This is a genomic window from Mesorhizobium sp. M2A.F.Ca.ET.043.02.1.1, assembly GCF_003952405.1.
Lineage (GTDB): Bacteria > Pseudomonadota > Alphaproteobacteria > Rhizobiales > Rhizobiaceae > Mesorhizobium.
Map to the genome: position 1 here is coordinate 4,058,067 of NZ_CP034445.1, position 21,532 is coordinate 4,079,598.

General features: G+C 60.0%; 16 protein-coding genes and 1 pseudogene. 12 read left to right on the forward strand and 5 right to left on the reverse strand.

The genetic code is table 11. The features are described 5' to 3' along the window. Positions 1–606 precede the first annotated feature (606 nt). Both EJ068_RS19430 and EJ068_RS19435 read left to right on the forward strand, forming a co-directional pair. Positions 607–1,866, forward strand: coding sequence for a DNA repair exonuclease (locus EJ068_RS19430; RefSeq protein WP_129554702.1), 1,260 nt, complete (start codon positions 607–609; stop codon positions 1,864–1,866). Continuing rightward, positions 1,863–5,333, forward strand: coding sequence for an AAA family ATPase (locus EJ068_RS19435; protein ID WP_129554703.1), 3,471 nt, complete (start codon positions 1,863–1,865; stop codon positions 5,331–5,333). The genes EJ068_RS19430 and EJ068_RS19435 overlap by 4 nt, the downstream gene beginning before the upstream one ends. Positions 5,334–5,424: 91 nt before the next feature. Here EJ068_RS19435 and EJ068_RS19440 read toward each other — a convergent pair whose 3' ends face one another. Next, positions 5,425–6,606 carry an ImmA/IrrE family metallo-endopeptidase gene (locus tag EJ068_RS19440; protein WP_129554704.1) on the reverse strand — a complete coding sequence of 394 codons (1,182 nt, stop codon included), beginning with the start codon at positions 6,604–6,606 and terminating at the stop codon, positions 5,425–5,427. A gap of 31 nt (positions 6,607–6,637) precedes the next feature. Between EJ068_RS19440 and EJ068_RS33355 the strand changes: the two genes are divergently transcribed. The 3 genes from EJ068_RS33355 to istB are packed head-to-tail and all read left to right on the forward strand — an operon-like array spanning position 6,638 to position 8,854. Next, positions 6,638–7,033 carry a helix-turn-helix domain-containing protein gene (locus EJ068_RS33355; protein ID WP_245463151.1) on the forward strand — a complete coding sequence of 132 codons (396 nt, stop codon included), beginning with the start codon at positions 6,638–6,640 and terminating at the stop codon, positions 7,031–7,033. Next, positions 6,999–8,126 (forward strand): IS21 family transposase, encoded by a 1,128-nt coding sequence (gene istA / locus EJ068_RS19445; RefSeq protein ID WP_245463152.1) that lies wholly within the window; start codon positions 6,999–7,001, stop codon positions 8,124–8,126. Before EJ068_RS33355 ends, istA begins: the two co-directional genes overlap by 35 nt. After that, entirely contained in the window at positions 8,126–8,854 is a 729-nt protein-coding gene (gene istB / locus EJ068_RS19450) for an IS21-like element helper ATPase IstB (RefSeq protein ID WP_129554705.1), read from the forward strand. The genes istA and istB overlap by 1 nt, the downstream gene beginning before the upstream one ends. A 261-nt stretch (positions 8,855–9,115) precedes the next feature. Here istB and EJ068_RS19455 read toward each other — a convergent pair whose 3' ends face one another. Continuing rightward, the gene (locus EJ068_RS19455; protein WP_129554706.1) at positions 9,116–9,907 is read right to left on the reverse strand and encodes a hypothetical protein; all 792 of its coding nucleotides are present in this window, start codon (positions 9,905–9,907) and stop codon (positions 9,116–9,118) included. 12 nt (positions 9,908–9,919) lie between these two features. Next, complete coding sequence (locus EJ068_RS19460; protein ID WP_129554707.1) at positions 9,920–11,872, reverse strand: adenylate/guanylate cyclase domain-containing protein; 1,953 nt, start codon at positions 11,870–11,872, stop codon at positions 9,920–9,922. A gap of 206 nt (positions 11,873–12,078) precedes the next feature. Here EJ068_RS19460 and EJ068_RS19465 point away from each other — a divergent pair, with 206 nt between their 5' ends. Both EJ068_RS19465 and EJ068_RS19470 read left to right on the forward strand, forming a co-directional pair. Next, on the forward strand, positions 12,079–13,737 hold the full coding sequence (locus EJ068_RS19465; protein WP_189512503.1) for a caspase domain-containing protein: 1,659 nt from the start codon (positions 12,079–12,081) through the stop codon (positions 13,735–13,737). Positions 13,738–13,744: 7 nt separating this feature from the next. Next, entirely contained in the window at positions 13,745–14,200 is a 456-nt protein-coding gene (locus EJ068_RS19470; RefSeq protein ID WP_245463153.1) for a hypothetical protein, read from the forward strand. Positions 14,201–15,070: 870 nt separating this feature from the next. On the opposite strand, the gene EJ068_RS19475 is transcribed toward EJ068_RS19470, so the two are convergent. Then, positions 15,071–15,688: a cupin domain-containing protein gene (locus EJ068_RS19475; RefSeq protein WP_129554709.1), complete on the reverse strand. Its 618-nt coding sequence runs from the start codon at positions 15,686–15,688 to the stop codon at positions 15,071–15,073. 208 nt (positions 15,689–15,896) lie between these two features. Between EJ068_RS19475 and EJ068_RS19480 the strand changes: the two genes are divergently transcribed. The 3 genes and pseudogenes from EJ068_RS19480 to EJ068_RS19490 all read left to right on the forward strand — a co-directional run bounded on the left by EJ068_RS19480 (position 15,897) and on the right by EJ068_RS19490 (position 18,499). After that, positions 15,897–17,126 carry a winged helix-turn-helix domain-containing protein gene (locus EJ068_RS19480; RefSeq protein WP_129554710.1) on the forward strand — a complete coding sequence of 410 codons (1,230 nt, stop codon included), beginning with the start codon at positions 15,897–15,899 and terminating at the stop codon, positions 17,124–17,126. Next, positions 17,075–17,578, forward strand: coding sequence for a tetratricopeptide repeat protein (locus tag EJ068_RS19485; protein ID WP_129554711.1), 504 nt, complete (start codon positions 17,075–17,077; stop codon positions 17,576–17,578). The genes EJ068_RS19480 and EJ068_RS19485 overlap by 52 nt, the downstream gene beginning before the upstream one ends. A gap of 289 nt (positions 17,579–17,867) precedes the next feature. After that, positions 17,868–18,499, forward strand: a pseudogene (locus EJ068_RS19490) (tyrosine-type recombinase/integrase). A 153-nt stretch (positions 18,500–18,652) separates the two neighbouring features. Here EJ068_RS19490 and EJ068_RS19495 read toward each other — a convergent pair. Beyond that, positions 18,653–19,984: a sorbosone dehydrogenase family protein gene (locus EJ068_RS19495; RefSeq protein ID WP_129554712.1), complete on the reverse strand. Its 1,332-nt coding sequence runs from the start codon at positions 19,982–19,984 to the stop codon at positions 18,653–18,655. A gap of 420 nt (positions 19,985–20,404) precedes the next feature. Here EJ068_RS19495 and EJ068_RS33360 point away from each other — a divergent pair, with 420 nt between their 5' ends. Continuing rightward, positions 20,405–20,653, forward strand: coding sequence for a hypothetical protein (locus tag EJ068_RS33360; RefSeq protein WP_245463154.1), 249 nt, complete (start codon positions 20,405–20,407; stop codon positions 20,651–20,653). After that, positions 20,604–21,302, forward strand: a complete 699-nt coding sequence (locus EJ068_RS33365) for an ATP-binding protein (protein ID WP_245463155.1) — start codon at positions 20,604–20,606, stop codon at positions 21,300–21,302. Before EJ068_RS33360 ends, EJ068_RS33365 begins: the two co-directional genes overlap by 50 nt. The last annotated feature ends 230 nt before the right edge of the window (positions 21,303–21,532 follow it).

A 21,532-nucleotide genomic window follows, 5' to 3' on the forward strand; every position in this document is an offset into this window, starting at 1 on the left:
AGACTTCGACCCTTTGCAGATCAAGAAACACGCGAGTTCGTTCCCCCTCAGCCGGATCGGCGGGTCGCTTGTTTGACCTCGTCCTTCAGGCTTTCGGGGCGGTGCACCTTCACATAAGCCCTCATTGATCACGTTGAACATGCCAGGACGCGTTGCTAATCTCGAGGCCAGACGCCGGTCAGTTCCTGTGCCTGATCTTCCGCGAGGCAGTTATCATGGATGAACGTAGTGCGGCATGCCAGAGGCGGCCCGCCTCGCGTCCCGCTGTGGCGGCGCAATGCCGTCGCTCCTTAGGTCTCCCATTGAACCGGTCTTGGTGTCACGAATCGGCTCGACGGTGAAACTACAGTGTCCGTCCGGCCGACACTGTTTGCGCTTTGTAGACCTCGTTTGCTGTGGACGCCTGTGCGACGCAGCTCACGCCGGAATGGAGGGGGTGTCATCGTGAGGTGAAGGATAGCATCAAAGCCTCGGTTGCTGATGACAGACGGACTTTGCTACCGAGGGCTCAAACGAGCCTTGGGCGCTAACCGCGACGTTGGGCGACCAGGACTTTTTGTATTTGCTTTGCCTGAGCTTCTGTTCGGGCCTGGAGAGCGCCCGCAGATGGCATTTCGATTTATTCATACGGCCGACATCCATCTCGATTCGCCACTGCGTTCGCTAGCACTCAGAAATTCTGAGCTTGCCGAGCTCGTCGGAGATGCCAGCCGCCAGGCATTCACTGCGATCGTGGATCTGTGCCTAGCGGAGCAGGTCGATGCGCTTGTGATCGCCGGCGATCTTTACGACGGCGACCAGACCTCGATGAAGACGGCGCGCTTTCTAGCTGCCCAGATGACGCGCCTCCATAAGGAGGGCGTCAGGGTCTACATGATCCGCGGCAATCACGACGCCATGTCGCGGATTACCAAGCAGCTCGTCTTACCCGACACGGTGACCCTCTTTGGCGGCCGCTGCCAATCCGTGATCCAGCCTGGCTCCGGGTTGGATGTTGCGTTCCATGGGCTGAGCTTCGCCAGCCCCAAGGCGCCCGAAAGCCTGCTGCCCAAATATGCTGGCCCCCAGGAGGGAGCTGCCAATATCGGCATCATGCATACGAGCCTGGCCGGTTCCCCAGGGCACGACGTCTATGCACCTTGCAGCGTCGCCGATCTTCACAGCCACGGCTTTGACTATTGGGCGCTTGGCCATATCCACGTTCGCCAGGTCCATTCCGGCGCGAGCACGTTGGTGATGCCGGGAATCCCTCAGGGGAGGGACATCAATGAGGCGGGCGAGAAGTCGGTGACGCTGGTCACCATTCGCGACGATCGCTCCGTCGAGATCGAGGAGCGGCTCACCAGTGTCGCGCAGTTCGAGCGCATCAGTGTCGATTTGACCGGGGCAGAAGAATGGAGTGAGGCCGTCATCCGCATCCGGGCAGGATTGGAACAAGCCAGGGAGGAGGCGAGGTCGCGCTACCTTGTTGCCCGCCTTGGGCTGGTCGGCACGTCGGCCCTTTCATGGTCGCTGATGCGCGACCGGGACCTAGCTCTTGCAGAAGCCGAACAGGCGTCGGAGCAGGTGGGCGACACCTGGGTGGAAAAGCTCGAGCTCGATCTTTCGGCCCCCGCTGTCGGAAATTCGGGCAATGTTGCCGATCCCACTTTTGAACTCGCACAGTCCATGCGCGCCAATGCGAGCTCTGAATCGTTTCGAGCAGAAGCGCGGGAATTCGTGTTGAAGACGATCGCGGACCTGCCCCCCGATGCAAGGGGTTTCGCCGGCAAGGATGAAGCGGGGCTGGAACGGTTTCTTGACGATGTGCTTGCCGGGAGTATCGACCTCGTCACGGCAACGCTCAAGGCGGGCGCCACGCGATGAGATTGCGGCGGCTTGACCTGACCCGCTATGGCAAGTTTACCGACAAGGCGATCGACTTCGGGGAGAAGCCGGTTTCAGGGCCTGATCTGCACATCGTTTTCGGTTTGAACGAGGCCGGCAAGTCGACCGCGCTATCTGCCTACCTTGATCTGCTCTTCGGCATCGAAGAGCGTAGTCGGTACAATTTCCAGCACGACTATAGCTCCATGCGCATCGGCGGACTGCTCGAATTCGAGGGAAAGGCGCTCGCCGTTTCGCGCACCAAAAGCCGCAGCAACTCACTGCATGACGCCGAAGGCAGGCCGCTGAGCGAAATTGCGATTTCGGCGCACCTCGCCGGCTTGTCTCGGGAGGCCTATAGCAGCATGTTCTCGCTCGATGACGAGACGCTTGAAGCGGGCGGCAAGGCAATCCTTGAGTCGCGTGGCGATCTCGGCAAGCTCCTTTTCACCGCCAGCGCCGGGCTCGGGCATGCCAGCGATGTCCTTGCCGCATTGGAGACGGAGGCGGACGGGCTTCACCGGAAGCAGGCCCAGACGACCGAAATCGCGCTGCTGAAGAAGCGGTTCGCGGAGCTCAAGTCACGCAAGGAGACGATCGACACGCTGGCCTCGACATTCGAGGCGCTCGAGGCGGAACGGGCGGAAGCCCAGGAGAAGTATGACCGCAGTCTGGCTGAACGCGCGGCGTTGTCGGCGCGGCTCGCCACGATCGAGCGATATGCGCGCGCCGCGCCCCTCCTGGGCGAAATAAAACGCAAGGCAAGCAGGCTGGCTGAACTGCCGGACATACCGTCTCCTGCCAGGAGCTGGAGTGGCAGTGTCGCGGAATTGATCGATCAGGACGCACGCTTGCGGACCCGTCTCCAGGCAAATGCCGACGAGATCGAGCGCGCGAAGGTAAAGATCGAGGCAATCGCTGTCGACGATGTCGTGCTCGCGATCTCGGAGCAGGTACGAGGACTGGCCGATCGCAAGGCGCGCTATCTGTCCGCCGGCATGGACCTGCCGACCCGCAAGATGGAAGCCCAGCTGCTCGACCAAACGGTAGCTAGCTGTCTCGCCGCGCTTGGAAGGTCGGCCGAACGGGATCCGTCCCGGCTCATCCTGCCGGCCGTGGTGGTCGGCACGCTTCGCACCATGGTCGAACAACGCTCCGGCATCACAACGAGCCTGCGGATGGCCCGGGATGAAGCGGCTGCCGCGCTCGATGGGCTCAACGCTGCGCGAGGTCGCGTTGGCGAGGAGAGGGCGGTGCCCGAGCCCGCAAGAGCCAGGCTGATGGCAGCCGTGTCGGAAGCCAAGGCCAGTGGTCACAAACGCGAAATCGCAGAGGCGCGCGCGTTCGAGGATGACCGGCAAACAAGACTGGCCGATGCGATGCGGCGCCTTTGGCCGTGGTCGGGAGATGTGGAGGCGCTTTCGAAAATGTCGGTTCCAGTGCCGACGCAGATGGCCGCCTGGAAGAAACTCGCCGCGGACCTTCAAAGGGACAAGGCGGTCGTCTCGGAGCGTCTGGCCGAGCATGAACAAAGCCTGATCTCGACATCGGCTCGTCTGGCTGCTGTCCTCGCCTCGGCCGACATCCCCGACGACGAAACAGCCGCGGCTAGTCGCCGAGACAGGGACGAGGCTTGGCGAGGTCACCGGGCCGACCTGAAGGCGGAAACGGCTGATGTCTTTGCCGCAGCATTGGCCAGAGACGATCATGTCGGTGCTGCGCGGATAGCTCATGCCGGCGAGCTCGCGGACCTGCGCGCGATCAAGCAAAAGGCGGCCGAAACAGAAGCGGCGGTAGAGCGCGTCAATGCCCAGCTCGGCGAGCTGGAAAAGCGCGCTGAAACGGTGGCAATTGAAATCAAGCAAAGGGCCAGCGCCTTGCTTCAGGATTGCCAGGCGCAGTCGCTCGACCTCTTGATCGGACATCTGGAGGAGCGCCTTTCCGCGCGCGCTGAGGCACTCGGCGCCTTTGACGACATCCTGCTCGCACGCGCAAGGATTGAACGAGCCACAGCCGAAGGAGAGCGGATCCACCTTGGAATGGCCTCGGCTCTTCGAAGCGTTGGAATTCAGCTGGAAGCCGGTGAGGCCCTGGAGGCCATGGTCGTCGCCACCGACCGCTTTCTGGACAGGCAGGCGAAGGTCGACGCGGAACGCGCGGAAGCGCTGAGAAACGTGGCCGCGAAGGAAGAGGAGCTGGCCACCAGGCGGCTCGCTGTTGAAATTGGCGAACGGCGAGATGCTGCATGGCAGGCCGACGTCAATGAAACGCTGAAGGGCACCTGGCTCGAAGACGGCATCGCCGGAACCGGGCTCGGCAGCGTGCTCGATCAGTTGTCGGACCTTTCAAAGGCCCTGCAGGATCGCGAGGCCATGCGTATGCGCATAGGCAAGATGGAAGCGGACAGGACTGGATTTGCTGAAGAGGTGGCCCGGCTTGGTGCGCAAGCCAGGGATCCCGTAACCGATGAGGCGCCGGAACAGGTGAGTGCCAGGCTGACCGAGCGCCTGGAGCACGCCGAGCGCGCCCGTGAGGCGAGGGCGAATCTCCTACTTGATGTTGAGAAGTTGCAAGACGTTCAGGAGGCATTGAACGCCGAGATCGCGGCACACGAGGTCACCAAGCAGCAAGTGCTCGGTACTTTCGGGGTGAAAACTCTTCCCGAAGTCGCGGAGCGCGATGAACGGCTTCGCGAGCGAGACGGTCTGCAGAGCGCCGTGGCCGAGCTTGAAGAACGACTGACGAGCGAGCTTGCCCTCGACGACTTCGCCCAGGCGCGCTCATTGCTGGAGGGGCTCGATCTCGATGGGCTGGCAATTGAAAAGGCCGAAATTGAGCGGCGCCTCGCCGACCTCGATGAAGCCATACACCACCACCTCGTCCGGCGTACCCGGGCGACAGACAAGCTCGATGCGATCGGTGGAGACAGCCAGGTTGCCCGGATCGATGCGGAGCGCCGCACAGTCCTTCTCGAAATCGAGGAGAAGGCTGCCCGCTACATCGAATTGAAGCTCGGCATCATGTCGGCGGCAAGCGCGCTCCGAGTCTACCGCGAACGTCACCGCTCTGGAATGATGAGCCAGGCCTCCGACGCCTTCGCCCTGATCACGCGCGGCCAGTACACAGGCTTGACGACCCAGCCGGTAAAGGGCGGCGAGGTCCTTATCGCCATGCAGCGGGATGGCCAATCAAAGGTCGCGGACGCTTTGTCGAAAGGCGCGCGGTTTCAGCTCTACCTGGCCCTGCGGCTTGCCGGATACTACGAGTTCGCCAAGCTCAGGCCGGCGGTTCCGTTCATAGCCGACGACATCATGGAAACCTTCGACCATCTCCGGTCTGAGGAGGTTTTCCGTCTGTTCGGCGAGATGGCCAGCGTAGGCCAGGTAATCTATCTAACCCATCACCAACATCTTTGCGACATCGCCAAGACCGTGATTCCCGACGTGATAATCCACGAGCTCGGCTAATTCACGCGGCACCCCGTGGCAGCTCGCTCTCGCGATAAGCACTCATTGTCAACGGGCGCTCCACACCTATGTTGGAGGCTCGCCTCGTGGCTCAGGCTGGCATGAAAGCGGCCTTCACCTCGCCGCGGCCGATCAACTTGGAAAAACGGCGATAGTCTGAGTGCTCGAAGCGCCAGCGGCCGGCGGCAATTGCGGGATGAACACCCGCTTTTTGGGCAGCTTCTAGTACCTCCTCCGTACTGCTGTCTTTGTGGATACGCTTCCACATGGCGGGTGGAATAAGGGCGTTTCGTGCAAATGAATCAGCCTCCGCTTCGATTGCCTCCGAACTCGCCACGTCCAGGTCGTCTAGAATTACCTGACGATCGGGACTCAGGTGACACGCCACGTGGGCAAACTCATGCAACAGCGTGAACCAGAAATTGTCCAAGCGATCGTGTCGAAGTGTCAGCGCTATCACTGGAACTCCATCGCCGCGGCACAAGGCGGCGCCGTCAAGAAACGTTCCCGGTAGGTGCTCCAATACGATCAAGATTACACCTAAACGATGTAACGCCGCGACGACCTGACCGTTCCAGTCAGGCAATATGCTCACTTGCGCAATTTGCCGTGCTGCTTTCTCAGGATTGTTAATCTTAGTCTTCTTAATGGTGATCTTTTCTGCACGCGCCAAGACGGCCGCACACCACGCTTCGAGCGCCGCCAAGTCGGTCTTAGCGTTGGTTCGTTCAGTCCTAGTCTTGCGCAACATGGCGACGGCTGGAGCGGAAGCTTTCGAGCGCGATAGGAAGCCAGTGAGATTTTCCTTCGCTTTCATTATACCAAGCTTCCGGAGCTTTCCCTCCGCCGCCATCGCAGTGCTCGAGATCCCTGCAACGGGCTCGTGCCTGAACGTGCCGATCAGCGATGTAACTGGAATGCCCAAGTGCTGGTGAAGTGCCCTTATCTGATCGACAGTGGGCTGTCGCTGACCGTTAAGTATTTCGGATACTCGCGATTTGCTTCCGAGGTAAGGGATCAGATCGCGTTGTGACAGGCCAGCCTGCGCCATGCGAAACTTGATCGCCTGCGCAGGCGTGGCGGCCTCGATAGGATGTTGGGATCGCTCCCACCGTTCGATGACGGCCTGCAGCACTTCGAGCTCGTCGCGGTCCTTTGCGCTGTTATGCCCGAACAACGCAGTGGCATGTGAATCGGCGTGCAAAATTGACCCCCTAAGCCGGGGAATCGGCGTCCAATTTTGACCCCCCTGATGCTTTGATTTTGCGACCATCAGCTCGTCGTGGCGAGCGGATGGTGTGGGGATGAAGTCGGTGGATACGATTGCCCGAGTTCGGCGCGCATTCCATGTGCAAGGATGGTCGCTCAAGCGGATTTGCCGCGAGCTGCATGTGTCGCGGAACACCGTCCGCAAGATTCTCAGATCCAATGAGACATCGTTCTCCTACGAACGCGAGCGGCAGCCCAAGCCGAAGATCGGTCCGTGGCAGGATCAGCTTGACGGGTTTTTGAATGGCAACCGTGGCAAGGCGGCGCGCGAGCAACTAACACTGATCCGGATTTACGAAGAGCTTTGCAGCCTCGGCTACGAGGGAGGCTATGACGCCGTTCGCCGATACGCGAAGAGCTGGGCGAAGGCGCAGGGGTCGGCGATGGCGGACGCCTATGTGCCGCTATTCTTCGCGCCGGGCGAGGCCTGACCAGTTCGACTGGAGCCACGAGATCGTCCTGATCAACGGCGTGACGGTGACCGTGAAGGTCGCCCATGTCCGGCTCTGCCACAGCCGCATGATGTTCGTGAGGGCCTATCCGCGCGAGACGCAGGAGATGGTGTTCGATGCCCACGACCGGGCCTTCGCTTTCTTCGGCGGGACCTGCACGCGCGGCATCTACGACAACATGAAGACGGCGGTGGAAACGATCTTCGTCGGTAAGGACCGGCAATACAATCGCCGCTTCCTGCAGATGTGCAGCCATTACCTGGTGCAGCCAGTCGCCTGCACGCCGGCGTCCGGCTGGGAGAAGGGTCAGGTCGAGAACCAGGTCGGGCTGGTGCGGGAGCGCTTCTTCACACCGCGGCTGCGCTTCAAGTCCTATGCCGAGTTGAATGCCTGGCTCGCCGACAAGTGCGTCTCCTATGCGAAGGCACACCGCCATATTGACCAGCCCGAACGCACGATCTGGGACGTGTTCGAGGAGGAGCGCGGCAGACTGGTCGAGTATCGCGGTCCATTTGATGGCTTCCACGCGATGCCGGCTTCGGTGTCGAAGACCTGCACGGTTCGCTTCGATAACAATAGATACTCCGTGCTCTCGACCGCTGTCGGCCGCCCGGTCGAGGTCCAGGCGTATGCCGATCGGATCGTCATCCGCCAGGACGGCGTGATTGTCGCCGAGCATGCACGCTGCTTCGGCCGCAACGAGACGGTTTATGATCCCTGGCACTATGTTCCGGTGCTGGCCCGCAAGCCGGGCGCGCTGCGCAACGGTGCGCCATTCCACGACTGGACGCTGCCCTCGGCGATGGAACGGGTGCGGCGCAAACTGAAGCCGACCCATGACGGCGATCGGCAGATGGTGGCGATCCTGACCGCAGTTCTCAGTGACGGTCTCGACGTGGTGGAAGCCGCCTGCCAGGAAGCGCTCGACCAGAACGTCTGCTCGTCCGCCGTCATCCTCAACATCCTGGCGCGGCGGCGTGATCCGGCGCCGGCCGTCACCATCCTCACCCCGGACGAGCATGAGCCGCAGGCCGACTGCGCCCGCTACGACAGCCTCAGGAGGGCAAGCTGATGGAACGCACCCAGGTTCTGGAACTGATGGGAACGCTGAAGCTCTATGGCATGCGCGGCGCCTATGACGAGGTCATGGCGACAGGCATCAAGCGCCAGCACGAGCCGCCGAGGATCGTCGGTGATCTGCTGTCGGCTGAGATCGCCGAGAAGCAGGCCCGCTCCATCAAATACCAGCTCACCGTCGCCAAGCTACCGATCGCCAAGGACATCGATGACTTCGACTTCGACGGCACGCCGGTCAACGAGGCCCTCGTCCGAGAGCTCGCCACCGACACCTTCGTCGCCGACCAGCGCAATGCCGTGCTCATCGGCGGCACCGGAACCGGCAAGTCGCATCTGGCAATCGCCATCGCGCGGGCCCTGATCCGCAACGGTTCACGCGGCCGCTTCTTCAACGTCGTCGATCTCGTCAACCGGCTCGAGATGGAGCACCGAAGCGGCAAGCAGGGCCGTATCGCTGATTACCTCACCCGGCTCGACTTCGTCGCGCTCGATGAACTCGGCTATCTCCCGTTCGCGCAAGCCGGCGGGCAATTGCTCTTCCACCTGATCAGCAGGCTCTACGAACGAACCTCAATCATCGTCACCACCAACCTGGCGTTCGGAGAATGGCCAGCCGTCTTCGGCGACGCCAAGATGACGACAGCGCTCCTCGACCGTCTCACCCATCATTGCGAGATCATTGAGACCGGAAACGAGTCCTGGCGCTTCAAGAACCGCGCCTAATCACCCCCGTCAACCTGCCAAGCGCCATCCGCGCTCGCCCGGGCTGCGCAACCCTGACCAGCTGCGCCCGGGCGAACGCTGACCGCCGCGCATTACATGGGGGGGGTCAAAATTGGACGCCGATCGGGGGTCAGTTTTGGAAGCCGTTTGACACCGAGGTCGCAGTTGCGCCGTTTGCCCTCGCTCGGCCACCTGAGAAATGAGCGGCAGTTTCGCGCCCCCAAGTTGTCGAGGCGCGGCGACGCAACTATCGTCTGATAATTAGTGTCGTTTGCTTGCGATAGTGTCCACAAAGGCCAGCGCCTGACGTTCGCAGCCGCTACTTACCATCCATCCCAACACCTCGAGCGGATCACTGAGATCGGCTTCGCTCGGGAGCGCTTTCACTTCAATCAGCACCGAGGTCCTGTTGGTCTCGACGGTGATCGTCTTCACGTCGGGAGAGACCGGACCTGGCAGCGCGTATGTGGGTTCGCCCGCACCCCACACCAGGCCGTTCAACGGCTCCGCATTCCCCAGGCGCACCGAGAACACCAGTCGTTCCCCCAATCCTCGGCGGGCCAGAACCAACTCGCCGTTGCGGATGCAACCCGGAGAGGATTCGTCGACCAAAATTGCCCAAGGGTAGTCCAGCCTGTTTGGCTTAGATTGGTCGGCATTTGTGCGCGATCCGCCGATGGACTCGGTTCTCTGCCGTTCTTTCGTGAGCAGCCCGGCTATCAACGCGAGTTTTGAAGGCCCATCCTGCGCGCCGGTCGGGTTTGCCGTCCCCTTGGGGGCGAGTGCATCCGCGGTTACAACGAATGCTCCTGGTCCCGATATCGAGTTCATGCTGCCGTCCTCGCCAAGCAGGGTGACGACCGTACCGGCCGGGACGTTTATCACGTCGCTTGGCAGGAAGAGCTTGCCTGGCAGCAATTCATCGGCTGCTGGCTCGACGGACAACACCACATACTGGCTGCCGGCCGCTGCATGTTGCGCCCCAAGGCATGCGATAACCGCCACGGCGAGCGCCAGTGAGGTATTTCGCACGATGGGACGCATGATATTCATGACATAGAGCTCCTATTTTTCCGCAAAATGAATCTCTACGCCGAGGCATCCGCTGGCAAGGCGGTGACGATGAAATGCGACCACGCGGTCATCCGGGTAGCTTGCGGCCAGAGCATCGAATGCCGCGTTCGCGTTGTCATCCTTGGCTGCCAGCAGCTCGTAGGCTTTCGAGTACTCATCAATGAGCGTCACGTTCGCTGGCGTCTCGCGCAAGACTTCAAAGGCCTCAATGCCCTCGTGTTTGCCCTTGAGATAGAGAACGCCCGCTGGACGTAAGAGGAAACCCGACGTCCGTCTCGCGACCTCCGAGCTTATGCAATTCCTGGTACCGATGAACTTGTTCGCTCCTTCGAGACGGGCCGCCGTGTTGATCGTGTCTCCGATGGCCGTGTAGTTGAAGAAGCGATCTCCTCCAAAGTTCCCCACGATTGCGGGTCCACCATGAACGCCAATCCGGGTCGCTCCGAAGAGGTGACCTTCCGCCAGCAGCCGTTCGCGCAACCGCTGTGCCCGATCCTCCACGGCTAAGGCCAACGCCACAGCCCGGCGGGCCGGTTCATCTTGGGTTGCCGGAGCACCAAAGAACCCGACCACGGCATCGCCGATGATTTTGTCAATGGTCGCGCCGTGCTCGACGAACAACTCGCAAAGCCCGTCGAGATACTCGTTTAATATGCGGGCGAGGAGCTCCGGAGCCAACCTTTCACTGAGAGACGTGAAGTCTTCTACATCGGTAAACACAGCGACGATCATGCGCCGCTCGCCACCGAGGCTTAGCCTGGCGGGTTCTTTGACGATAGCTTCGACGACGGCCGGACTGACATATCTTGAAAAGGCACTCTGGATGAAGTGCCGAGCCTTTGTGTCGCGCTTCCAGGCAAGGAAACCAACGTAGGCGGAAAGCCCGAGGGCGAGCACCGTCGGTGCAACTATCGGAAACAGAGTTGCGTATCGGGCGAAGGCCAGCGCCTCGCCCGTCCAAAGCAGGAGCAGCGCGCCCGCAATCAGCAGAGGCTTCATCGACACTGACATAGGTCGCCATGCGATCCAAAGGCAGAACAACCCGACAGCCAATGCCGGGCCATAGTCCAATCCCGCAGGCAGTATCGTGATAGTGTCTCCCGATACAATGCTCGCCAGCGAATGCGCATGGATAGCCACGCCTGGAAGCAGGCCGATCTCGAGCCCTTGCGAGAGCGCGAATGGTGTCAATTGACGGTCGGTTTGAGGCAGGTCTACGCCAATCAGGACATACTTCCCTTCGAACCAGGCGAGGGGTGCCACCGCTACGGCTTGCGCCGGATAAGCTGGGAACTTGAACGGCAGTCCGGCCGCCGTTCGATAGTAGACCATCTCCTCGGCCTTGCGCCCGCCCTGGATGCCTGTCGCTGCCGCGATTGCGGCTGAAAAACTTGCCGTCCACCCGGCCTCGGTCGGTCGACCGGGAAACGTTCCACGGACAACGCCATCGAGATTGTCATGCGACAGGACCGCAAGGCCTCGTCTTGCCGATGGAGCGAACGCTTCGAGGTAGTCGACCTGCTTCTCGGTAAGTCCGTCGATTGCTGAACCCGAGGCAATAATTAACGGCACGCTAGCGGCTCCGATAACCGCCTCGAGGCGGGCGTCCTTCCCGGGCTCCGTTGGCTGGTCGAACAGCAGATCTATGCCGATGGCCTTGGGACGAGCAGTCTCAATCCGCGAGACGACGTCCGCCAGGAAACCGCGGTCTAATGGCGAACGGTAGGGAAAACCCGCCATTGTCTGTTCGGTTATCGTAACCAGAACGATGTTTGGTGGCGGATGAATGAATGGCGAGATCGAGACCATCATGGCATCGCGCAGGAGGTTCTCCAGCGGCGAGGACACGATGGCCGTCGACAGTGCCAGCAAAGCCAAGTAGGCGAACGACGCGGCGGTTGCCGCACGCCGCTTCAGGCTGACGATCTGACCAATTGCCCGCACGCGGAATGAACCCTCAGGTCAGTACAGCGCCGCTAGAGTACCATATCCGTTCAACCTGAAGAAGCAACAGCGGCGGATGGTGACCCACTACCCGGCGGATTAGTGGCTAATCGGCCGGCCTGTAGCCGCCCGGGTGCGAGCGTTTGCGGCTCTTTCAGGTTGTATGAGGGTGTGCTACAGTTCCATCGGGGAGCATGTGTCCTGCCATGCGCAGAACGTTGATTTCCTTGGTTGTTCTGTTGTCTACGACGGTGCTGGGGCACGCGGCCGAGAAGCGGATTGCATTGGTCATCGGCAACTCGGCCTATCAGCACGCCGTCCCCCTCGCCAATCCGAAAAATGACTCTTCCGACATCGCTGCCAAGCTCGAAAGTCTTGGCTTTGAGGTCGTGAGCAATCAGGATCTGGATCTTGCCGGGATGCGGCGAACCGTGCGCGCGTTCCTGGAGAAGCTAGACGGGGCCGATATGGCCCTGTTCTTCTATGCCGGGCACGGCATTCAGGTGAATGGCAACAACTATATGGTGCCTGTGGACTCGCAGCTGTCCACCTACAATGACCTCGACTTCGAGGCGCTGCCAATGGACCTGGTGCTCTCCGCAATGGAGCGCAGCACCAAAACAAACCTCATCTTCCTCGATGCCTGTCGAGACAATCCGTTCGCCGAGAACCTTTCCCGATCGATGGGAACGCGCTCGGGCGCAGTTGGTCGAGGCTTGGCCAGACTTGGCAGTGGCGTCGGCTCGCTCGTCGCATTTGCCACGCAACCGGGGAATGTTGCCCTGGACGGAGCAGGGAGGAACTCTCCATTTACGGCCGCATTGCTCGCTCATCTTGGCACGCCGGGACAGGATATTACGCGCGATCTCATCGATGTGCGGCGCGAGGTGTTGGCAGCGACCGCGGGCAAGCAAGTACCATGGGAAAACTCGTCTCTCACAGGCGAAGTCATCCTGAGTCCCGTTGCGATAGTGGAGCCTAAAGTGGCTTCTGCTGCACCCCCGCCGACAGAACAACCAGACCATGCGGTCGAACTCGCATATTGGGCGACCATAAAGGACTCGACCGACAGCACCTTCTTTGAGGCGTATCTAAAACAGTTTCCGACCGGCGCGTTTTCGGCCCTTGCTCAACTCAAGATCGACGAGATCAAAAGGGGCCAAGAAGCTGAGCGAACGGCTGCCGCTATTACGATGCAGCAACAACCCGAGAACGAACGCGCTGCGCAAGGTATCAACGGATCCAACGGGATGGACGTCGCAAGCCTTGAACCTCACACCTCGGCGCAGTCCCCAGCGACCACAAGGGGACCCGGTGAGCTGGCGCAGGCCGCTCAATCGGAACTTGTTCGCATTGGATGCCTCGCTGGCGCGACCGACGGCAAGTGGGGTTCTGGCAGCCGCAAAGCCCTTCAGGATTTCGCCGTCCGGCAAGGGCTCCAGCTCGCCTCGCTTGAGCCGACAGAGGAGCTTCTTGAGAGACTTAAGGCGGTTGGAAATCGGGTGTGTCCGCTCGTTTGCGACTATGGAACGAAAGCGGAAGGTGACCACTGTATCGGAGTGCCTGGTTTAGCTGGATTTGATGGTGCTTGGATACTTACTCGCACCGCTACGAACAAGTCGTGCGGGTGGCGTCAGCTGACAGCCAGAATTTTCATAGATCAGGGAAAGGTAGCCTCCGCCTCTTCGTATGACGGGCAAGTTTCGGTGGGAGGCGTCCTCGATGCCTATTATCGCTTCACGGACGACAGTGGGAAGAGTCAGAAAAATCATATCACTGGCAAATTGAAGGGCGACAGAGGGACTGGCAAATTCACACACGTTGGTGGCTCTTGCGCCGGGAATGTTAGTCTTGTTCGAGAATAACAGACTGATGACGGCCATCGAAACTACAACTATTAAGTCAAACTCACGTGAGGGAGGATACTTGGTGAGAAAAATCATGCTGATACTGTCAATCCTTACACTTGGTTTTGTACCGGCCGCAGCTGCAGAAGATCTTCCAGGAACTGCAAAAAAAGCGACGCTCGATGAGTTCAAGGCGTTCGTCGACAAAAAACCTGTCAACGTTGTGATATACGATATGGACGTGCAGGTCACTGCGACGTTGACATGGGATTGGAAGAAGCATCAGGTATCGGGAAACGCAGTCGTAAATGGTAAGCACAAGATCAAAGTCAAAACAAAAATTTCATCCGACGGAGATAAAGCTTGCACCGAGGGTGATGACAATAAGATAATATGTCATAATATTTACATAGAAGGAAACAGATTTTACGAGGTGCGGGATGACGGTGTGTTGCACGCAACTTCAACTTTGGTGCAGTAGCCAAGAAGAGAGTCGTGCTGCCCGCACGGCGTCGGAAACGTAACCGGTCTATTCCCGTCAGTTATGCTTTAGCTTGGGGGGCGGTCTTGCCATGTGCTGCGTTCGGTTCTCACTTGACCTTGCTGCTTGTAGCTGTCTCGGGCAGCGCGATCGCCCATAAACACGTTGTCCTTGTTCACAGTCGGTTCTTCCGCTAGAGGGCGGTAACGGCTCCTTCCAAATATCCAAGCCCGGAAGCCGACCGACCGCATTTGGCCCAAACACGACATGGCTGCTTTGCGCCTCAATGCCGGTCATTGCGATCCGGCCTTCCTCCGCCTGAAAGCAACATTCCAATCTCGCTATAGCTCGCGGCCCCGCAATAAATCAGTCGCCACGGCTAGATAGGCAAACCTGATCCTTCCCGTCTGATGAGTTCAGGCACAAAAGCTCGATGGCTGTCGCCCAGTCGGATTCGTCGGCGGCCTGGCCTAGCGGCGAAACCCACTATGCTTCCGTCGAATCTATCGCTCAAATTGAGCCGGCCTCAGTTTCCCGTCTTCGCAATGTTCCCGGCAAAATCGTCTGTTTCCCGTGCGAAAAGCCCAGCCGCCCCACTTCGTGGATCCCGGATGCTCGCAATGGAGTCGTAGATCTCAGTCGCGCGCGACGCCGGCACCGGCTGTGAGAGCGATGCCCGTGGGTTCCATCTCAAGGACCGTACATAGCGTGACTGTGTCAAGCGCCATCCAGCTTTTGCAGCGGATCTGGGGCAGGAGGCGCAATGCCTGAACAGCATGCGTCGCTCCTGTAGATACCGCGCCGTGATGAAAGCGCCGGGCGACGCCTCGCCGCCGCCCAAACACTTGCGGCACCCAGCGAAATGTCGCTTCAGTCGAACTTGGCCGACGACGAGAACTTGCGATTGGCGTCCACCACAAAGATGGCGAATTCTTCGAGATCGATTGTGCCGGCGTTGAATACTTCCATCGGCGTATCTGCCCCGTGTCCGACCATGGTCATGCCGGCTTCAGCATAGGCCACGCCGTGGGGGGTCTTCTGGCCGAGCTTACCGGACAGCACATAGAATGCTTCAGGCCCCGGATGCGTGTGGATCGGCGACTTGGCGCCGGGTGGTCCACCGGCACGGTTGACCCGCAGCAGATACTCGCTCGCGCTTGTCGGTGGGAGGGGTCCAATTTCGACGACCTTAGCTCCATCCGGAGTGGCGCCATCCTTCGGTCCAAGCGTGAACAGCCAGACCTTGCCTGCGACCTCCGCCGCAAGCGAGGTCGGTCCTGCAGCCCCGAGGGCTTCTGCCAACGTCGGAAAATTCTCCAGCCGCCAGTACAACGGCCCAGCCGGCAGCTCTGCTACTTTCTTCTCAACGACGGGCTCGACAAAGAATTTGACTTCTGCAGGCATCGTGGGCGACGCCGACAGCCCAAAAGCGCACAGCGAGAACGCAAGCACACCTATAAGGCGCGAGCTGAGGGATTGTGGCTTCATCCTTGGTCTCCTGCCGATGCAACACAGATTCTCGCCTAGTGATGAGCTGTGGTCTGAGGGCGCCAGTGTGGCCTCACAGGACGTTGCAGTAACGAAGAATGGCCGAAAAATTCCGAAATTTCGCCGAAAACGCTACGATGGCGGCCGGCTGGGTCCATACGTTCGGATGTGCTACTATGCAGCCCGCCGAGGTTATCGGGGGTGAGGCATGGACCCGTCGCCGCTACCGACGTTCACAATCAATGGCTTTGTCGCCGACCTGGGCAGCGAAACGCTGCATGATAGAAAGGGCAATGCACTGGCGCTGCGGCCCCAGGCCTTCATGGTTCTGCGCCATCTGCTACTGAATAGCGGTCGCCTGGTCACAAAGGATGAACTCATCGAGACGGTGTGGCCCGCGACAGCGGTGACCGACGACAGCATCGTCCAATGCATCCATGAAATCCGTCGGGCCTTAAATGACGATGCGCATGCGGTTCTAAAGACCGTGCCCCGTCGTGGCTATCGGCTTGTCCTGCCGACGAATGCGGCCATCGGTTTACCTCGCCGCTCTTTGGTCGCCGCCAGCATTGTTGGAGTATTGATGATCATCGCGGGCGCCGCCGCCTCGTGGTGGTTGTTGGGATCACCCTCGACACCGATCGGCAAACCCGTGGTCGCAGTGCTGCCGTTCGACAACTACGGTGACAGCGAGGCGACCGGTCGCCTGGCTGACGGTCTCGCCGAAGACATCATCACCGATCTTGCTCGGTTCCCGGAATTCCAGGTAATCGCGCGCCACTCCACCCAGATATACGCCGGCAGATCAATCACCTCGGCCGAGATCGGCAAAGCGCTCGGGGTGAGTTTCCTGGTTCAAGGCTCGATCCTGCGCCGGGCCGGCCGGCTGCGCATCACTGCGCAACTCCTCGACGCGGCAACCGGCAAACATCTGTGGTCGGACCGCTGGGACAGGCCCCACGAAGATCTGTTCGCTATCCAGACGGAGATCTCCGAGCAGGTCTCTAACCGCCTCGGCGGCGGGAGCGGTGTGATCGAGGAGGCAGGCCGGATACGGCCCATCGCAAGCCGCCAAGCGACCTCACTGCTTACGAGCTGTACCTGCTCGGCACGGAAAAGCTTGCGAAGATCAACCGCGCCGATGTCGAGGAGGCCATCAAGCTCCTCAAACGCGCCGTTGAACTCGACCCGGGGCTCGCGCGCGCCTGGGTCGAGCTCTATCACGCATATGGCGTCATGCCCAGTTTCGGCGCCGATTTCGAGGCCAACTTCCGACTGGCCGCCGAGGCTGCCGAACGGGCGGTCATGCTCGATCCGAGCGACGCCGAGGCGCACGCCGTTCTGGGCTTTAGTTTTGGCGACAGGAACGATCTTGCACGCGCCAAGATGGAGTTCGATACGGCGCTGCGCATGGCGCCGAACCAGTTCGAAATTCTGACCTTCTATGCTTTCCTGGCATCTAGCTTCGGCGAGCCGCAGCGCGGCGCCGAGATGACCGACCAGGCAATCCGCCTTAACCCGAACTACCCGATGTGGAGTAGGAGGATTTTTGCTGCTGCCTATTTCATGGCCGGTCGCTATGAAGACGCGCTTCGCATGCAGAAGCAAATGGGTCAGGAGAACTACGGACGACGGATGTGGGTATATCGTCCAGCTGCGCTGGCCGCCACCGGCCGCACTGTGGAAGCTAAAACCGCGCTTGCCGAAGCACTGAAATGGTTTCCCGATCTTACCATAGAAGGATTTGTCAGCCTTCCTGACACAATTGAAGACGACAGGCGGCGGCTCATCGAGACCATGCGGCTCGCCGGTTTCCCGCCCTGCGCAAAACCAGAGGCGCTGGCCCGTTTCGAAAAGCCTGTGCGCCTGCCAGAATGCGTCGAGCGCTGAATCAATCTTGAGCCTGGAGGGCGGGATCGGCAACGTCAAAGTCCTGACTTGTCCGGTCCTTGCGGCCGCGCGTCGCAACAGCAAACGGCGTAGTAGGAACCCCCAAGAAGACATTGCGATGGACCGCCGACAAAGACGAACATGGCTCAGGGCACGACGATGCGCGCGCCCAGCCTCAATGACCACTCTGGACGATCCGCAGACCGAAGCTGCCGGTCCGTTCTCGGCCCCGACGTTGCCATTGCCTCTTCGTTTTATGCCGGTCAATCACGGCCGCAGGAGAAACGAAATGGGACATTCACAATATGACCCGGCCGCCCACGGTCGCCGCGCTTGGAATGCAGGCAAGAAGGTTGGCACGAAACGACCTCTGAAACCTCGACAGATATGGGCTATCCGCTTCTTCCTGGATCGGGAGCAGCGTTTGCGCGATCGCGCGCTTTTCGATCTCGCGATCGACAGCAAGCTGCGCGGGTGTGACCTCGTCAAGATTAAGATTGGTACCCTCGTGGTCGGCCCGGAAATTCGGACACGCTCGATGGTCGTGCAGCAGAAGACTAGCCGGCCAGTACAGTTCGAACTGATGAGCGACGCACGCGCAAGTCTTCTTGCCTGGCTACAACGACGCGGCGGTGGTGTTGATGATTATGCATTCCCTAGCAGGTCAACCATGCTGCTCACCTAAGCACAAGACAGTATGCCCGTCTCGTCGATGAGTGGGTCCAGGCGATTGGGCTTATGCCCCAGGAATACGGAACGCATTCCCTGCGCCGCACCAAGGCGTCAATCATCTACAAGGCGACTGGAAACCTGCGGGCCATCCAGATTCTGCTTGGCCACACCAAGATCGAGAACACCGTCCGTTATCTGGGTGTCGACGTTGAGGACGCCCTTGAACTTGCCGAGGCAACGGAGGTGTGAACAGAAACGGCTCCACTTGCAATGTGGAGCCGTGAACGCAATGCGCCTCATCTCGGCGGTACAGGTAAGATTTGCTATGCCCCGAAAGCAGTCATTGTATTCGAAGGCGCTCGAGATCGCGCTTACGGAAAAAGCGGTCAGAAAGGCACTGCGTTAACGCCCCTTCGCTCGGCTGACCCGCCAGATGACGTCCCCAACATCGTCGGCGACGAGAAGTGCGCCGGCCTGATCGACAGCAACGCCGACCGGACGGCCCATCGCCTTGCCATCATGTCCGAGGAAGCCGGTGAGCACATCCTTCGGCGGCCCGCTCGGTCTACCGTCGCGGAACGGCACGTAGATCACCTTATAACCGCTGTGTACGCTTCTATTCCATGAGCCATGCTGGCCAACGAATGCGCCGTTGCCATAGGCCGTGCCGAGCGACGTGCGGCTCGAGAAGGCCAGTCCTAAAGAGGCGGTATGGGAGCCGAGCGCATAGTCGGGCTTGACCGCCTCCGCCACAAGATCAGGGCGCTGCGGCTTGACGCGTTCGTCGACGTTCTGCCCATAATAGCTATAGGGCCAGCCATAGAAAGCACCGTTGCGAACTGAAGTGATGTAATCAGGCACGAGATCATCGCCAATCTCGTCACGCTCGTTTACGGCGACCCAAAGCTCGCCGGTTTCGGGATTCCAGGAGAGCCCGTTCGGGTTGCGCAGCCCGGACGCGAAAACCCGGGTGCTGCGGCTAGACCGATCCACCTCAAGGACGGCGGCGCGGTTCTTCTCCGCGGCGATGCCATTTTCTCCAGCGTTGCTGTTGGAGCCAACGGTGACATAGAGTTTGCGTCCGTCCGGACTTGCGATCACGTCCTTAGTCCAATGATGGTTGATGTCTCCGGCCGGCAAGTCGACGATCTTTTCCGGCGGCGCGGTTATTCGGGTCTGGCCATTGGAGTAGGGGAAAGCGACGAGCGCGTCGGTCTCGGCGACATAGAGCTTGCCTTTGGAAAGCGTCATGCCGAAGGGCGAATTGAGGCCTTCCACGAAAATTCTGCGCACATCCGCAACGCCGTCGCCATTGGTGTCGCGCAGGAGCGTGATGCGGTTAGCGCTGATGGTCGCAGCGCCGGCTCGCTTCATGGCTTGGTTCATGAAGAGCTTTCTGAGGCTGAAGCCGCCGTCATGCTTGGCAGGTGCATTGGTTTCGGCCACAAGCACATCTCCGTTGGGGAGCACGTGCAGCCAGCGCGGATGGTCGAGGCCGGTGGCGAACGCCGTCACCCTGAGCCCCTTCGCCGGGGTCGGCATATCACCTTTCTGCCAGCCTGTTGCCTCCGCGACGTTGACGATCGGAATCAGCGTGGGTGTCGGTTTCGGCAGGGTAGGGTTGGAGCCGTAACCGCTTGTGGGAACCATTTTCTGAGCTGGAACGCCAGCGCAGCTGACTATGAGGGCTCCCAATCCAGCTATGATCAAGTGTTGTGAGAAGCCAGCATGCATCGAACGTCCTCCGTTCGGATTCGCCTCGTGCTTCTTGATTAAACGCAAGTCCGCGGCTTGGTATTCCAATAACGTCAAACAGGAGCTCGTGATCCGTTGCCTGTTAGCGGCTAGAGGGCCAGGAGTTCGCGACCGCTCTGCTCTCTGCCATAATGAGGTGAGAAATCCTTTTGTCCCAGGAGCCGGAACCAAGCCCCCGGAACTGGCTGGCCGCGACGAAATTCTGAAATCGGCGGACGTGGCAGTGCAACGGGTCCTGGCCGGTAAAGGCGCTCAGTCGCAGATGCTGCTCGGCCTAAGAGGTGTAGGCAAGACCGTCCTGCTCAACAAGATCGAAGATATTGCTTCGGTCACGGTCACAAGACCTCATTCATAGAGGCTCCCGAAGAGCGAAGGCTGGTCGATCTCTTGTATCCCAAAATGCATCAGGTTTTGCGGCAGTTGTCAGCAATAGAAGCTGCCAAGGCCGCTACCAACGCAGCATTGGGTGCGCTTCGCTCATTCGCCAGCGTGTTCAAGGTGGAATACGGCGAGGTCGCCTTCGGTGTAGAAGCCGAGCAGGGCGTAGCGGATAGCGGCAACCTCGAATACGACGTCGCTGACATGTTCATGCGTATCGGTGCTGCCGGACAGGCCGCCCGGCAGTGCCTGGACCCTGCTAATCGATGAGGTTCAATACCTGAAGGAAGACGAACTGGCGGCGATAATTGTTGCCATCCACAGGACTAACCAAAAAGGTCTGCCTGTTCTGTTTTTCGGCGCCGGGCTTCCACAGATCGCGGCTCTCTCCGGGGAGGCGAAGTCCTACGCTGAGCGGTTATTCATCTATCCCGCAGTAGACGCGTTGCCCGTGAAAGCAGCTAGCGAGGCTATCGAGGAGCCCCTCAACGACGAGGGCGAAAGTATCGAGCCAGCTGCCCTAACGGCGATCGTCGCCAAGACTAAAGGATATCCGTACTTTCTGCAGGAGTGGGGGTTTCAGGCCTGGAATGCTGCGGCGCAATCTCCGATTACGGAGGCCGATGTGGCCAACGCCGCCGAGGCTGCGCTGAAGCGCCTTGATGAAGGCTTCTTCAAAGTGCGCTTCGACAGGCTGACACCCAAAGAACGAGAATACGTTATCGCCATGGCAAAATTGGGCAGCGGTCCGTATCGGTCGTCCGACGTTGCCGACGTTCTCGGTGAAAAGCTGACATCACTTGGCCCTCGCCGCGCCACTATTATCGCAAAGGGGATGATTTACAGCCCTTCGCATGGAGATATAGCTTTTACGGTTCCGATGTTTGACGAATACCTGAAACGCCACTGGATGGGGTGATTGTCCGAGAACCTGTCCGCTGCCTCATCCAATCGGTTTTGACTTCTGACCTTCGTGGCAGCTTTTGGGTGACGCCAAAGACTGGCCGGACGGCAGGTATGGGGTCGGAAGCAGAACGGCAGCGAACCCCGGCCGAAACCTGACAGTCCGGTGACGGCCCCCACCCAACCGAGCCAGTTAGACGTGAATTGGAGCGCTCGAACGGAATCCGGCTTTCCGCTCGGCGTGGG

Excerpts from the sequence above, each read along its gene's own strand:
- EJ068_RS19435 (WP_129554703.1), top strand. The coding sequence starts at position 1,863 with ATGAGATTGCGGCGGCTTGACCTGACCCGCTATGGCAAGTTTACCGAC.
- EJ068_RS19465 (WP_189512503.1), top strand. The coding sequence starts at position 12,079 with ATGCGCAGAACGTTGATTTCCTTGGTTGTTCTGTTGTCTACGACGGTG.
- EJ068_RS19430 (WP_129554702.1), top strand. The coding sequence starts at position 607 with ATGGCATTTCGATTTATTCATACGGCCGACATCCATCTCGATTCGCCA.
- EJ068_RS33360 (WP_245463154.1), top strand. The coding sequence starts at position 20,405 with ATGCATCAGGTTTTGCGGCAGTTGTCAGCAATAGAAGCTGCCAAGGCC.
- EJ068_RS33355 (WP_245463151.1), top strand. The coding sequence starts at position 6,638 with ATGAAGTCGGTGGATACGATTGCCCGAGTTCGGCGCGCATTCCATGTG.
- EJ068_RS19495 (WP_129554712.1), bottom strand. The coding sequence starts at position 19,984 with ATGCATGCTGGCTTCTCACAACACTTGATCATAGCTGGATTGGGAGCC.
- EJ068_RS19455 (WP_129554706.1), bottom strand. The coding sequence starts at position 9,907 with ATGAATATCATGCGTCCCATCGTGCGAAATACCTCACTGGCGCTCGCC.
- EJ068_RS19470 (WP_245463153.1), top strand. The coding sequence starts at position 13,745 with ATGACGGCCATCGAAACTACAACTATTAAGTCAAACTCACGTGAGGGA.
- EJ068_RS19475 (WP_129554709.1), bottom strand. The coding sequence starts at position 15,688 with ATGAAGCCACAATCCCTCAGCTCGCGCCTTATAGGTGTGCTTGCGTTC.
- EJ068_RS19440 (WP_129554704.1), bottom strand. The coding sequence starts at position 6,606 with ATGGTCGCAAAATCAAAGCATCAGGGGGGTCAAAATTGGACGCCGATT.
- EJ068_RS19480 (WP_129554710.1), top strand. The coding sequence starts at position 15,897 with ATGGACCCGTCGCCGCTACCGACGTTCACAATCAATGGCTTTGTCGCC.
- istA (WP_245463152.1), top strand. The coding sequence starts at position 6,999 with ATGTGCCGCTATTCTTCGCGCCGGGCGAGGCCTGACCAGTTCGACTGG.
- EJ068_RS19485 (WP_129554711.1), top strand. The coding sequence starts at position 17,075 with ATGGAGTTCGATACGGCGCTGCGCATGGCGCCGAACCAGTTCGAAATT.
- istB (WP_129554705.1), top strand. The coding sequence starts at position 8,126 with ATGGAACGCACCCAGGTTCTGGAACTGATGGGAACGCTGAAGCTCTAT.